Origin of the sequence: Vibrio sp. Isolate22 (genome assembly GCF_022398115.1) — a bacterium.
Lineage (GTDB): Bacteria > Pseudomonadota > Gammaproteobacteria > Enterobacterales > Vibrionaceae > Vibrio.
This window is the reverse complement of sequence record NZ_JAKEUW010000024.1, coordinates 1-13,629: the sequence shown is the minus strand read 5'-3', so window position 1 is coordinate 13,629 and position 13,629 is coordinate 1. Positions and strand designations below refer to the sequence as shown.

The window sequence follows — 13,629 nt, the reverse complement described above, 5'->3', positions numbered from 1 at the left end:
AAAAATCAGCAAAAACACTCTAATCAATACTAGCAAACAACAAATCTTTAACAGTTAATTAATTACCATTGATACGCTGTAAAGTAAACTGATAAGCTGTGACTTCCATTCAGTTATATCTAACGTCACAAAATACATTCAGTGAATGTGTCATAATGTTGAAATTACTGGTTAATTTTCAAGGAATGTCATGACGGCAACGAACTATCTCAACCAACTGAATCACAAGTATCTTGCGACTCACAAAACGAAAGAAGACTTCTTTTGGGATACCTATATGGGCATCAGTGACGACCATGATGGCTCAACCCTCGCTCAAACTCAGTGGACCGAGTTTCTGAGCTCTGCTGAACAGATAAAGGCTATCGAAGCCCAGCTAAGTACCATCGACCAAATTCAAGATCCGCAAGAAAAAGAGAGCACCTTAACTGGGCTAAATGGTTGGTTAGCTACGTTCAAATCGCATGCCATTGAGTCGCAGGATTCACAAGCGCTAAAGGCAGACCTCATCAAGTTTGAAGGGGAATTGTTTGAGAAAAAGCAAAACCACGTGATGACTTACGTAAATGAAGCGGGACAAGAAACAGAAGGTTCGCTTCCTGTCCTAGGTTCAGCGGTGAGAAGTAACAGTAGTGAGCAAGTTAGGCGTTCAGCACACCAAGCCTTATTGGGGCTAGAACAATGGCTACTTGTGAACGGCTTTATTGAACTCATCAAAAAACGCAATAAGTTTGCCCAGTCTCTGGGGTTCAAAACGTTTTTCGATTATTCCGTCGTAAAAACGGAGCAGATGACCACTGAGCAACTATTCACGATTTTGGACGACTTTGAGGCACGTACCCGAGATAGTCATCAAAAAAGTCTCGCCAACTTGGCTGCGCAAAAGGGTCAAAGCGCCCTCGAAGGCCATAACTTCACCTACTCTTTTGCTGGTGACGTGATGAATGACCTCGACCCTTACGTCCCTTTCTCAAAGTCATTGAGATGCTGGGTTGAGTCTTTTGGTCGATTAAATATCGAATATTCTCAAGCCACACTGAAGTTGGATCTGCTTGATCGCAAAGGCAAGTACCCAAATGGTTTTTGTCATGGGCCTATTCCTTCGTTCTATGACCAAGACACTTGGGTGCCAGCTCAAGTCAACTTCACAAGTAACGCTAAGCCCGATCAAGTCGGCAGCGGCTATGATGGAATCAACACTCTGTTTCACGAGGGTGGACATGCGGCACACTTTGCCAACGTCAAAATGAATGCGCCGTGTTTCTCTCAAGAGTTTGCACCGACCTCAATGGCTTACGCGGAAACTCAGTCTATGTTCTGCGATAGCCTATTGAATGATGCCGATTGGCTAAAACAATATGCAGTCAATGATGAAGGTCAGCCGGTACCTGATGAACTTATTAAAGCAATGATTGATAGTAAGCAGCCATTCAGAGCCTACCAAGAGCGCAGCATTCTTGTGGTGCCTTACTTTGAACGAGCGCTGTATGAAATGGCTGACGAAGATCTTACGCCTGAGAAGATCACTGAGCTCGCTCGTCGTAGCGAAAAAAGCATACTCGGTTTGGATTGCAGCCCACGCCCATTAATGGCAATCCCGCACCTGTTATCAGACGAAGCCTCTTGCGCATACCAAGGTTACTTACTGGCTCACATGGCGGTATATCAAACGCGTGCTTACTTCACTGACAAGTTTGGTTACTTAACAGATAACCCTGAGATCGGCCCTTTATTGGCTGAGCACTATTGGTATAAAGGTAATAGTGTTAATCACAATGGAACAATAGAAAGCCTGACTGGAGAAGGTTTCAATGCCAAATACCTGGCTGATGAGTGCAACTTAACACCTGACCAAGCATGGGCAATTGAAGAGAAAAAGATCAAGCAACTAGCTTCTCGTGAACGTGCACAAATCGCAGATTTAAATGCGAAAATATCGATTGTCGATGGCGCAACTGAATTAGCGAATAATGAAGAGTCGAATGAACAAATGTGTGATGATTTTGAGCGTTTTATTGTTGAAAAATACGGACGATAACCAACGTTCACAATCGCTCGTTGATTAAACGGTAAAAGTAAAAAAGGACGATATTAATCGTCCTTTTTCTTTTCAATATTGGCATTACGCCGTAGCGCACGCCGAGCGTGTTTCGGTATCAAATTCAATATCAACCGATTCAACGCTTCTCAAAGACTTTCTATGAATGCCGTATACCTGTCCCGTCAACACAATATAAAACTTTTCAGTTTTCAGTAAGCTCCATGCTTCATCTAAAGATTCTGCGTAGACTTTATTTTGTGAGTCTTGTGGACGAGTACCAGCAGCTCTTCCATGTTTACGTGCCAATTCAAACAATCCATTTCGATTAGGCTTGCACGTAAACAGAGTCTCATTGCCATAAATGACACCCTTGCCAGATATGCTCTTAACCATTTTGTATCTCCAGATAATAATCCACTCGTAACGCTTGAGTGGCATACCACATGTCGAACAGTGGATGCTTAAGCTGCGCAAAGAAGAGAATATGGTGTAAAGACCGGGCAGCAATTACACCATAACGTTCAGTTTCAATATTTGAGTTTTAAAGGCTTAGGCTCTTAGCGCGCCTAAGCCTCGACACTACTCTTAGAAGTAGTAGTAAGCTGCTGCGAATACGTGTGTTTCTTCGTCGTATTGCATGCTTGTTGAACCAATACGCGAACCTTCGATATCTTGCTTAATATCGATGCCCATATCAGCATTGTCAGCAATACGGTACATAGCTGCGATGTTGATGTAAGAAGCGTCTACGTCCGATTGGCCGTCAAGTTCATTGTTGCTAGATGCGTAACCAGCTGCAATGGTTAGGTCTTCAGATAGTGTGTAACCACCAGACAGGTAGTAGCCCTTGTTTTTAGATGAGTCACTCTCTTCAATCCAAGAGTTTACACCTAGCTTAAGAGCACCAACTTTCACGTTACCAGTCACTGTGTATACTTCGAAATCATCTTCGTAGTTACGGTTTTCGTAGCCAGCGTATAGGTTGAATACTTCTTGCTCTAGACCAATGTAACCGTTCACACCTTTGTCGAAATCGTCGTCGTTACGAGAATCTTTCGTTTCAAAGTAAGAGATGCCGTAAGCGATACCGCTTGTTGCGCCTTGGAACTTAACGACATTGAATGCATCAGAAGCATCACCAGCAGAAGCACCAAACTCGTAAGTGTTATCGCCTGCGCCGTCAACTTTATCTAGTGCCGTATCATTTTCCCAACCGAATGAAGCGATACCGTAACCAGTGTCGAAACCTAACCAAGCTTTATCAACGTCTGTCGCAGGGCCTGTATCAATACCATTCACCCAACCAGATGTAGCTGCGTCGTTCGCTGCAACGTTATCGTCAGTTGTGTAATTCAGCATCATGTCAGTTTCGAAGTAACCAACAAAACGGTTGTTACGGTAGCTTACCGCAAGTGTTAGACCAGTCGCCCAGTCATCGTAAAATGCTTTTGAACCTGTGTCGTAGTAACCACCAACACCGAAAGAACCTGCTACTGAGAATTGATCTTTGTGCATAGAATCAAAAGCAAACATCTCTTCATTCTGGCTATTTTGGCTGCTTGTGTTTACAGCGAATGCTGAAGTTGAAATGCTTGCAATCGCAAGTGCTACTAATGTTTTTTTCATGATTACCACTACCTATATATTGATTCGGCCTTGTTAGTCCGGCCTTTTGGAGTGGCGCTATTGTTCAAAAATTACAGTTATTGATATACCGTAAAATTACTGAAATTTTATAGCCAAGATGAATTTAATTAAATAATGATATGTTGATATCGCTTTTATATTGAGAAACGTAAGCCGAGCGTGAAGCCGATATCAGTACTGTTATCCATATTACGAATGTTCTCAATCATCAAGGCTTCTAAAGCAAGGCGGTACAAACGATAGCGATACCCCACAACCACCTCATTCGATGGCTCCGAGAAATCTGGATCATTGGTCGACCAGCCTTGATAGTTAAGCGATTCAAGGACAAAGCTATGGCGCTGATTCCATCGATATTCATACCCAACAGCCCAGCTAGCACTCACGTTTTCAAGTGCTAGCCTCTCATCACTCACTAAGTGACCATCGCTGTTTCGATGTACAAGGCCAATGGTAGAAAAGAAACTGTGCCTTGGAGTGATATAGCTGTAGTTGAGTTGGACACCCTGCTCGAAACTGGTTCTCGCAAACTGCCCGCTTCTTACATTGTTGTAAAACAGTGAACCACCAGCCGACAGTGACATTGGCCCTCGAGAATACAGTAACAACTCATTATAGAAGGTAAGCGCATTGGTTAGGTCATCACCTTCGAAATCTGACACATGAATACCGGCATTATGAAAATCCATATTGAACTGATCTTCTGCAACCTCATCACGACCATTCTGCCCAACACCAAACAGATCATGAAACCCCATCACAAAACTATCTAAACCGTTATCTTTGGCTGTGACAACACGATAATCGAGTTCAGTTTTCCAAATTGGAGATGCTTGCCATTGAACAGCAATGTTGGATTGATTTTGATAATAATCTAAGGAGTAAGCTTGTGTATGCGCCCATACACTGGCCTGCGTATAAGAGGACTTAAACTCAATCGTACCAGTCCTATTTGGTTCAGCAGAACGAAGCTGTGTAGAGAGCACATTCGAATGAATGGGAGATTGTGCATAGACGAACATTGGAGATGCTAGAGCACTGTGAAAAGGTAAAATCGATAAGGATACAGTCAGAATGGTTCTTAACGCTGTCACAACTTTCTCAATAGTCTAAAACGTCCGATTCTCTTAAAAACAGCCTTCAATTAATGCAGCAAATTTACTGCTTTTCGCTAAAATACATAGAATAATGTGTTCTAAAAAAATCGATCTAAGAACACCTTAACGATCTTTTAATGTTCACTTGCTCTCGAGCGTTTTAACGAATATCTTCACCGCGTGAATGAATAACCTAACTTTTGATAAGGATAAAATGTGAGCGTCTCTAGCCAGAGCTTTGAGCAATTGTTGATGAATCAGTCTGAAACTTTGATCAATAGTGATCCAAAGGATTTTACTGCAACTTGGTCCACAGCAAGCTTTGACGTCCTAGACTGGTTTGATATTGACAGATTAACCCTGTACCCAAACTCTATGGTACTACTCGAAGATGGGAAAACCATCTCGGTATCTAAATCACATATTCCACCTATTAATAAGCAAGACTTTTTAGGCTGCAACCATCTCGAGTATTTGAAGCTACTCAAAACCCAAGAAACCTACTTAGAGTTTTCAGAAGATCAGCTCGCTAAAGTTCAAAATGATGTGCTACGCCGAATATATAAACAAGGTGGCAAGTGGCACTGTATTATCCCTTTGCAGCTGTTTAACCAACGTTGGGGAGCACTCTCTTTCACGAACTTCCACGACAATAAAACCACATTGGGTTTAGAAGACATTAAGCGACTGAAGCTTGTATGTGAGATGTGGCTTTGTTATTGGCAGCATTCAACGTTAGCTCGAACGTTGAATCAAAGTGAGAATTTGTGGGAAGACGATAGTGATAAGCTATTGTTGTTATCGAAAAAGCAAACCAAGGTGCTATCACTTATCGCTCAAGGGTACACTGCCAAGGAGTGTGCAGATAAATTGCACCTCAGCCCGCGTACCATCGAATCGCATAAGTACCGAATGCTTGGGTTAATGAACCTGAATAATCACAATGAACTAGTTCAATTTGCATTGCGTAACGGCTTAGGAATTACTGAAAATAGAGACGCGACTCGATAGATGTATTTAACTCGATTTATCTAGTCACTAGCTATTCGTTACCTTCACTTAACGCGAACTTTATCTCATCAGATGAAAAACCTTTGCGGCTGAGCATCGCATAAGCCTTAGAACGCTCTTTATGGTCATTAAGATCGTAAGACTTTTTCTGTAATTGTTCTAAACAAGACGAATAGAAATCCAGTTGCTCTTCGTTGATTAATCGATCGATTAACGCTGATAACTCGCTGGTGTCGATTTGTCGCTGTTTCAGCTCTTGCTGAATGGCAGTCAACCCCTTCCCTTTTCGCGCGTATTTCAACACCTCTTTCTCCAAATCGGCTTTTTCGGCCTTGAGTTGGATATTACTCTTAAGCTCATGAGCTTGTGGGTGCTGATCGATAGCAACTTTGACTTGTTGATAGCTGAAGCCACGTTTTTGCAGTGTCGCTACAAGCTTTTCACGGCTCATGGTAAAGCCTGAATAGTAATGATTGATTCGATCGATCAAAATCATTTGTTCATCGATGTTTTTCTCAGCAGATACCTTATGAATCGCATCCGAAATAACAGAATCTGTTAGCCCTTTCTTCTTCAACTTCTCAACGATGTATCGCGAGCCAAATTCGCCAAAGAAAGCTTGCTCAACAAATTGCTCGGCAAAATCCTGATCTGACTTTAGATAGCCGTAACCTTTCAAGTTCCTTAAGGTTTCGTCAATCCAATCTTGATTGTCCGTTTTCACTTTCAGTTTCGCAGTCAACTCGCTCTCAGTCATATCCCTCTGGGTTAAGTGCCACATGGCAGAGTTCATGACGCTTTCGATTCGTCGCGCTTTTCTTACCGTTGCTTTTTTAATATCCGGGTTTTGCTGTGAATCATCCATTCAATTTCAACTATCAAGATTAAGCCAGCCCCATGATAACGCAATTCTGAGTCGGGTGAAGTGAGATAACAGAATGAAGCTTAAGATATAACGGCAACAAAAAAATGGACGCCGAAATAGCGTCCATTTAATTGTCACGTTAATCAATGAGTGATTAGCTCTCTTCGTGGTTGTATATATGCACATCACGTTGAGGGAACGGAATAGTGATGCCTTCTTCGTCGAAGCGTTTCTTCACGGTTTCCGTCACATCCCAATATACATCCCAGTAATCGTCGGTCTTAACCCACGGCCTTACCACGAAATCTACAGAAGATGTGTTCAAGGTATGTAGCTTGATCATGTGCTCTGGTTTTTTTAGCACTAGAGGGTGCGCAACAATGATTTCATTTAATACGGCTTTCGCCTTATCAATATCATCAGAGTAACCAATGCCAAATACCATATCGACACGTCGAACACGCTCTGCTGTAATGTTGTTGATCACATCACCCCAAATTTTATTATTTGGAATCACCAAGCGCTGGTTATCAATAGTCTGTACTGTGGTCGATACAAGGCTCATGTCTTTTACCGTGCCTTGAACACCAGCCACTTTCACCATGTCACCCACATCGTACGGGCGGTAGATCAAGATCATCAAACCAGACGCAAAGTTAGATAGTGTATCTTGCAATGCGAAACCAATGATTACACCGGCAACACCGAAACCGGTTAGCAGTGGCGCTAGCTCTATGCCGATTTGTGACAGCGCGATAAGCAAACCGATAAACACGACTGCTTTCGATGCAATTGACACAAAGAAATCCTGCATCAATACACTGAAGTCCATTTTAGAATGTGACACGCTCTTACGAACGGTCTTGCGCGCAACATTCGACAGTAGACGTGTTACATACAAAATACCTAAGAACAGAGCCAATTTAACAACGAATGATGGCGTGTTTTCGAATGCCCACGCACTAAATGAACGAAGCCAGCCATCTAAAAGCTCCAATGCAACATCAACGTCTAACACATCAGCGTTAATGTCTCCCGTTGTCGCCAGCAACACTCGCTTGTATGAGGTTACGTCGACGCCAAACGGTTCCATCAGAGAGATTGTCTCTTCTAAGCTCGCAACCATCACGCTCGTGCGCTCACTGAAGCGTTCAAGCTCCTTCTTGATAGTCGCTTTCTCTTCTTCATTAACAAACGACAAGCGTGCTTCTAAATCTTGTCGCTGCGTATCTGTGTAGAGAATCGCATTCGTTAGGTATTTAGAACGAGACACTAGCGCCTTTTTCAGCGTATCTTCCGATGCAGTAACGTCGACACCACGCTCTTTTGACCATGCTAGTGTTTTCGCAAGCTGCTGGTAGTAGGTGTCCATCATTCCGATTCGTTTCTGAATGCGTAATTCAAGACGCTTCTTAACATCGCCTTCAGCCGAACGGTTTTCTTTACTCATTGAAACGATTTTATCTTCGTTCAATGTCAGTAGTTTTTGTAAAAGTTCAACCTGCTGAGCCAGAACGGCATCCAACCCTTCCTTCTTGTCAGAGGAGAGCTGTGTAAAAATCTCCTCACGTAGCCCTTGGTTCTTACGTCTCAAAATATCTTCAAGAAAGGGTTTCTCAGCATCATGCGCCGTTTCTAATGTTGCCAGATCAAGCATAAGCTGATCTTGTACTTGTGTTATCTTATCGACACTTTGCGCGAAACTTCCGAATGCGACAAACGTCAACATTAACAATAGACAACGCCAAACCTTCATCATATTAATTCCTATTACTGTCTAAATTGACCCTATAAATAGTAGTAAAAAGAAGATGGATAACAAGCATTTAAACGTATGTTGTGTTAAAACTTCGCAAAATATCAGCCCGTATCTAATATTTGAGAGTTCCAATCCCTCTCCATGACCTGTAGAGTACGCATCCAACAAAGAATAACGACTGAGATCGGCTTTAGGCGCATGCTTTGAAACGCCTTATTACCCGGTATTGGTTACAGCAAGAGAATGAAAAAATGAACAACGAACTTGATGTAATTAAAACGCTTGAAGAACTAGAACAATTCCTAATTTCGGTAGAAGCTGGCGGTTTAGGCCTAGAAGGTGTTGAAGGCGTTGGTATGGCAACCAATAACTCTGACGGTCGTCACTTTGTTGCTGTATTCAATAGCAGCCACCAAGTTCTACTTGCTCGTTGGATCACTGACGAAGTATTTGAAAACGGCAAAGACCTAGTGCGTAACGGCCCACGCCGCAGTCACTAAACGGCTAAGCAGGAAGTTAGAATACTAAGCTTCTGCAGCCACAGATAAGAATTGAACAAGCCCAATCAGATTCCAGGTGAATGATTGGGCTTTTTTGTACCCGAAATCATCGCAAACGTTTATTAGCGACACCGTAAAAAGAAATATTAAAAAAGATCAGATTCTTATGAACTTAACTCAAATCGCGGTGCCTTAACGTCTAGGTTTGGTGATGATACACCTTTGGGCTTTGACAGTTTTATGACTTGTAGCACGAAGCAAAGTTATCTAAGCTAGCCGCCGTGAAATGAGCTGTTTGATAACTCTGTGATTAAAAATAGTTCGTCAATTTAAAGACCAAGACCCAATACTAACTGACTCTATTACTGATTGATTTGCTAAGCACACCTAGATTCTTTTTATCTCACCAAAACCGCCAACAAAAGCAATCGCTTTGGGCGCTTTTCCTTACCGGACTGGTTATCATAACTTGTCTGGCGAGTACGCTGTCTGCAAATAAAGTTACGTTTTCCAACTATTCTATGAGTCAATCAACGCGTCTTGGTACTGAAAGCAGTGATCCGCAAGCCTCTATGGCTTCGTCTGAAAAAATGTCTGAGCTTTATTCCAGCGTATTCGGATCAAAAGCATCTAAATCACTGTCTGCGCCAACTTCGAGTGCCTGTGACCTGAGCTCTAAAATGCTCACCTTCGCAACACCTAAAACTGGCTGGCTGATCCCTTTTATTCTTCTGATCGCTGTAGCATTCAGCCTTCCACCTCACATATCGAGATTATCCAGAGACAATCATCGCTCTGCTCGACCAACAAAGCACCGCTTACACTTAAAGCACTGTATATTTAGAGAATAAATAACCGGGCCATTACACCCTTTTATTTATTTTTTGGAGATACATTTGTGTACAACACACTTCTAACTAAGTTTGCCGATTGTTTGGCATTCTGCATGCGTACATGCGCGAAAACTATAGTCACTGCCCTACTGGTAATGACGTCATTCACAGCTCTGGCACAAACGACCGGCTGGCTGAGTGTACCTGAGCACCCGCCTGTAAAGATGCGAATGATGTCGACTGGGGAACAATCCGATGACGGTTCTCAAATTCAGACAGTACTCGATGTCGTGCTCGATGGAGACTGGAAAACCTATTGGCGTAGCCCTGGTGAAGGAGGCATCCCGCCAAGCTGGGACTGGTCAGGTTCCACCAACATCGAATCAGTAGAGTGGCATTGGCCTATCCCTAAATATTACGAGCAGCTAGATGTAATGACATTGGGCTATAAAAAGCATGTCAGTTTCCCAGTTACGCTCACATTGAAAGACAACACCAAGCCTGCAATATTCAAGGCGTCTTTCACCTTTCCGTCATGTACCAATATCTGTGTTTTAACCGATTACGACATTGAATTGCCGATTGATCCACAAACATTGGAACTCGATGAAGAAGCCATGTTTTTGTTCAATCAGGGCATGAGTCAGTCTCCACGCGAAGCTAATCGAACTTCTGTTAATGGCCTGTACTGGGACAAAAGCAAACAACAATTGGTCACTCAGCTGACGAGTAAAGACGGCTGGGATAAACCTATGGTACTGATTGACGGCGAAGAAGTAATCGACGACTTCTTCTCTCAGCCTACCGTTCATATTACCGACAATAGCATGACCGCTGTATTTGACGTGAGCAACTGGATTGGTGAAGTCGATCTAACCGATCGCACGGTAAGTGTCACTGTCTCAGATACCAACTTTGCTGAAGAGATGACAGCTAAAGTAGGCTCAGAGCCAATCGCTTATCAAGAGAGCAACAACGGCTTTATTGCGATGATCGGTTTCGCCTTAATTGGTGGTTTGATCCTCAACATCATGCCATGCGTGTTACCCGTATTAGGAATGAAGCTAAACAGCATCATTCAGAATCAAGGGGCCTCTCATCGTCATATCCGACTTTCGTTCCTGGCTTCTGCTGCTGGTGTGATTACTTCATTCGCACTGCTAGCTCTTGGCATGACACTCCTAAAAGTAGGTGGTAATGCGATTGGCTGGGGAATCCAATTCCAGAACGTTTGGTTTATCGGGTTCATGTTGATCATCACCTTGCTATTCTCAATTAACCTATTGGGTTTATTTGAGTTCCGACTGCCTTCAGGGTTAAACACCTGGATGGCGACCAAAGGTGACGATTCACATTCGGGTCACTTCGTTCAAGGTATGTTTGCCACACTCTTAGCAACACCGTGTAGCGCGCCATTCCTTGGTACCGCCGTAGCTTATGCACTTGGGGCAAGCTACCAAGAACTATGGGCTATCTTCATTGCACTTGGTATTGGTATGAGTGCACCTTGGCTAATCTTTGCGCTGTTCCCAAGCCTAACCAAATTGCTGCCGAAACCGGGCGCGTGGATGTTCAAAGTTAAGTTGGTATTTGGCTTAATGATGTTCATCACCAGCTTATGGTTAACAAGCTTACTGACCCCATTCATCGGTAAGTTCCCGACCATCCTGCTGTCTTTGTTTATTGTTGTTTCGGTATTGATTTGGATTGGCATGAAACTAGGCAGAAAAGTACTGATTCCTATCATGGCGACCACTACTCTAACGTTTGGTGCTGCGCTTATCATCGGTAGCGTGACCGCTGATAACTGGGCGACCCCGATTGTCGATGACCTACCTTGGCAGAAGTTAGATGCTAAACAAATTCCTCAGTTAGTTGAGGAAGGTAAAACGGTCTTTGTCGATGTGACGGCTGAGTGGTGTATCACCTGTAAAGCAAACAAGATCGGTGTAATTCTCCAAGATCCGGTGTACAGCCACCTACAGCAAGAAGACATTGTTTTAATGAAGGGCGATTGGACAACACCAAGCGAAAGTGTCACCCAATACCTGCAAAGTAATGGGCGATTCGGTGTTCCATTTAACATCGTTTACGGCCCAAGCTACAAACAAGGCATCCCTCTACCCGTGATTTTAGACAGCGACACGGTTGTTCAAGCTATCGATGCAGCGAGGTAATCAATGAAGACTCCCAACGCTAAAGATACAACTGGCACAACGGAAAGTGGCTATGCAAAGCACGAAGTGAAAAAGCAGAGCCGTCTTAAGAAGTGGGGAAAAGAGCTCATCTCAATGATCTTAATCGTGGGCGTTGTCTCTTTTGCCATGGATTTTTATCACAGCAGAAACATGCCTCAAGGAGATGCCATTCCAATCGTGGGTCAATCGATCCAAGGTGAGGATATTGACGTTATTGAGCTCAGTAAAAATGGCAAACCAGTGATTGTCTACTTTTGGGCTACCTGGTGCGGTGCTTGCAAACTGGTGAGCCCGACCGTGAATCGCTTCAGTGATTCACATCAAGTTGTCTCTGTTGCTTTGTCCTCCGGGCCAGATGAACGAGTTCAACGTTTCATTGATGCCAAGGAGTATGATTTCCCTGTGATTAATGATCTTTCTGGTTCGATCAGCAGAAGTTGGGGCATCAATGTCACACCAAGTATTGTCATCATCAAAGATGGAAAGATAAGCAGTATCGCCACGGGCGTTACTTCTCCAATCGGACTTTGGCTAAGAACTTACTTTGCATAACTTATCTGCAAAACAGGCCACTAGGTCAATTTAAACCAACTAAAGAACATTAGCGCGAGCGCAACTCAATTGGCGCTCGCCATTAAAAGAATTTGAGATTAATAACATGAAAAAACTTCTGATTAGCACACTGATTTTAGGCTCGATGATGAGTGCAAGCGCTTTCGCAGAACTAAACAAAGAGCAAGTACAGCAGCTTGAGGAGATCAACCAATTCCTCAAAGAGAACCCTTCTACAATTTCGGGACTACACACCAGCTTAGAGCAGTATGTTGCTGGGCAAGCGCAAGCAAAGAAAGCTCAAGCAGAGAGCCATGATTGGCTATACAACAATGATGCTCATCCAATTACCGGAAACCCTGATGGTAAGTCGGTGATCATTAACTTTACCGACTACAACTGCCCATTCTGTAAGCGCTTAGAAAAAGGCTTGGTTCAACTAGCCTCAGAAGACAGTGATATTAAGATTATCAATGTGTACCTGTCGTTCAAACAGCAACAAGTAAGCGGCCTTGATACCAATGCAGCGTTATATGCGATGAAAGTTTGGAAGGATAAGCCAGAAGCATTCCCAGAAGTCGACAGATTACTGATGGCGAAAAGTGGCATTCACACCAAATCATCACTGCAAGCAGTCGCGAAGAAAACTGGAACAGAAGCACAATTAGAAACGACGCCGGACCAAAGCCAAACACTGCTAACCAACCACCAAACGTTTAGTGCACTCGGTTTAACAGGCACACCAACACTGATGATGAATGGGAAAATATTACCAGGGTATGTTCCTTACGATCGCTTGAAAGAGATCGTGGATGAAGCGTTTTAATCTCGCTAATAAGTAAAGGCAAAGCCACCCAGTAAAAACCAAAAGCCTACTTGTGATGTGACCCCGTAAAGTTGGACATTTCTGTTAAGCGGCTTTCAAGGCCTGAGTTCGATATTCTATCGGAGTCAGGCCTTTTAGTTTCACTTTTATACGTTTGGTATTGTAGTACTCGATGTATTCTTTAATTTGCTCTATCAGAGCATCTGCATCTTCAAAGCTTTGGTTGTGATACATCTCTGTTTTGAGTAAAGCAAAAAAGTTTTCAGCAACCGCATTATCCAAGCAGTTACCTTTTCTCGA

Annotated in this window: 12 protein-coding genes; 6 read left to right on the top strand and 6 right to left on the bottom strand. The window is 43.2% G+C overall.

Translation table 11 applies throughout. The annotated features are described in order from the left end of the window. Positions 1 to 190 precede the first annotated feature (190 nt). Positions 191 to 2,038, top strand: coding sequence for a M3 family metallopeptidase (locus L1D55_RS14730; protein WP_239917947.1), 1,848 nt, complete (start codon positions 191 to 193; stop codon positions 2,036 to 2,038). Positions 2,039 to 2,122: 84 nt separating this feature from the next. Here the strand turns inward: L1D55_RS14730 and L1D55_RS14725 are convergent, their stop codons facing one another. The 3 genes from L1D55_RS14725 to L1D55_RS14715 all read right to left on the bottom strand — a co-directional run bounded on the left by L1D55_RS14725 (position 2,123) and on the right by L1D55_RS14715 (position 4,743). Then, positions 2,123 to 2,434 carry a hypothetical protein gene (locus tag L1D55_RS14725; RefSeq protein ID WP_239917946.1) on the bottom strand — a complete coding sequence of 104 codons (312 nt, stop codon included), beginning with the start codon at positions 2,432 to 2,434 and terminating at the stop codon, positions 2,123 to 2,125. Positions 2,435 to 2,626: 192 nt separating this feature from the next. Next, the gene (locus L1D55_RS14720; RefSeq protein ID WP_239917945.1) at positions 2,627 to 3,667 is read right to left on the bottom strand and encodes a porin; all 1,041 of its coding nucleotides are present in this window, start codon (positions 3,665 to 3,667) and stop codon (positions 2,627 to 2,629) included. A gap of 155 nt (positions 3,668 to 3,822) precedes the next feature. Next, positions 3,823 to 4,743, bottom strand: a complete 921-nt coding sequence (locus L1D55_RS14715) for a DUF3187 family protein (RefSeq protein ID WP_239917985.1) — start codon at positions 4,741 to 4,743, stop codon at positions 3,823 to 3,825. 258 nt (positions 4,744 to 5,001) lie between these two features. Between L1D55_RS14715 and L1D55_RS14710 the strand changes: the two genes are divergently transcribed. Continuing rightward, positions 5,002 to 5,796, top strand: coding sequence for a LuxR C-terminal-related transcriptional regulator (locus L1D55_RS14710; RefSeq protein WP_239917944.1), 795 nt, complete (start codon positions 5,002 to 5,004; stop codon positions 5,794 to 5,796). 31 nt (positions 5,797 to 5,827) lie between these two features. Here L1D55_RS14710 and L1D55_RS14705 read toward each other — a convergent pair whose 3' ends face one another. Then, on the bottom strand, positions 5,828 to 6,661 hold the full coding sequence (locus tag L1D55_RS14705) for a RecX family transcriptional regulator (protein WP_171367734.1): 834 nt from the start codon (positions 6,659 to 6,661) through the stop codon (positions 5,828 to 5,830). A 154-nt stretch (positions 6,662 to 6,815) separates the two neighbouring features. Further along, on the bottom strand, positions 6,816 to 8,420 hold the full coding sequence (locus L1D55_RS14700) for a mechanosensitive ion channel family protein (RefSeq protein WP_128164877.1): 1,605 nt from the start codon (positions 8,418 to 8,420) through the stop codon (positions 6,816 to 6,818). A gap of 251 nt (positions 8,421 to 8,671) precedes the next feature. Here L1D55_RS14700 and L1D55_RS14695 point away from each other — a divergent pair, with 251 nt between their 5' ends. The 4 genes from L1D55_RS14695 (at position 8,672) to L1D55_RS14680 (ending at position 13,329) form a co-directional block, all read left to right on the top strand. Continuing rightward, positions 8,672 to 8,920 (top strand): hypothetical protein, encoded by a 249-nt coding sequence (locus L1D55_RS14695; RefSeq protein WP_008215629.1) that lies wholly within the window; start codon positions 8,672 to 8,674, stop codon positions 8,918 to 8,920. Between the two features lie 946 nt (positions 8,921 to 9,866). Continuing rightward, the gene (locus L1D55_RS14690; RefSeq protein ID WP_239917984.1) at positions 9,867 to 11,930 is read left to right on the top strand and encodes a protein-disulfide reductase DsbD domain-containing protein; all 2,064 of its coding nucleotides are present in this window, start codon (positions 9,867 to 9,869) and stop codon (positions 11,928 to 11,930) included. A 3-nt stretch (positions 11,931 to 11,933) separates the two neighbouring features. After that, positions 11,934 to 12,503, top strand: coding sequence for a protein disulfide oxidoreductase (locus L1D55_RS14685; RefSeq protein ID WP_239917943.1), 570 nt, complete (start codon positions 11,934 to 11,936; stop codon positions 12,501 to 12,503). Between the two features lie 106 nt (positions 12,504 to 12,609). Continuing rightward, positions 12,610 to 13,329, top strand: a complete 720-nt coding sequence (locus tag L1D55_RS14680; RefSeq protein ID WP_004737782.1) for a DsbA family protein — start codon at positions 12,610 to 12,612, stop codon at positions 13,327 to 13,329. A gap of 84 nt (positions 13,330 to 13,413) precedes the next feature. Here the strand turns inward: L1D55_RS14680 and L1D55_RS14675 are convergent. Next, a partial coding sequence (locus L1D55_RS14675; RefSeq protein WP_152966870.1) for an IS3 family transposase occupies positions 13,414 to 13,629 on the bottom strand: 216 nt, incomplete at its 5' end.

Excerpts from the sequence above, each read along its gene's own strand:
- L1D55_RS14725 (WP_239917946.1), bottom strand. The coding sequence starts at position 2,434 with ATGGTTAAGAGCATATCTGGCAAGGGTGTCATTTATGGCAATGAGACT.
- L1D55_RS14730 (WP_239917947.1), top strand. The coding sequence starts at position 191 with ATGACGGCAACGAACTATCTCAACCAACTGAATCACAAGTATCTTGCG.
- L1D55_RS14705 (WP_171367734.1), bottom strand. The coding sequence starts at position 6,661 with ATGGATGATTCACAGCAAAACCCGGATATTAAAAAAGCAACGGTAAGA.
- L1D55_RS14680 (WP_004737782.1), top strand. The coding sequence starts at position 12,610 with ATGAAAAAACTTCTGATTAGCACACTGATTTTAGGCTCGATGATGAGT.
- L1D55_RS14700 (WP_128164877.1), bottom strand. The coding sequence starts at position 8,420 with ATGATGAAGGTTTGGCGTTGTCTATTGTTAATGTTGACGTTTGTCGCA.
- L1D55_RS14695 (WP_008215629.1), top strand. The coding sequence starts at position 8,672 with ATGAACAACGAACTTGATGTAATTAAAACGCTTGAAGAACTAGAACAA.
- L1D55_RS14685 (WP_239917943.1), top strand. The coding sequence starts at position 11,934 with ATGAAGACTCCCAACGCTAAAGATACAACTGGCACAACGGAAAGTGGC.
- L1D55_RS14690 (WP_239917984.1), top strand. The coding sequence starts at position 9,867 with ATGCGTACATGCGCGAAAACTATAGTCACTGCCCTACTGGTAATGACG.
- L1D55_RS14720 (WP_239917945.1), bottom strand. The coding sequence starts at position 3,667 with ATGAAAAAAACATTAGTAGCACTTGCGATTGCAAGCATTTCAACTTCA.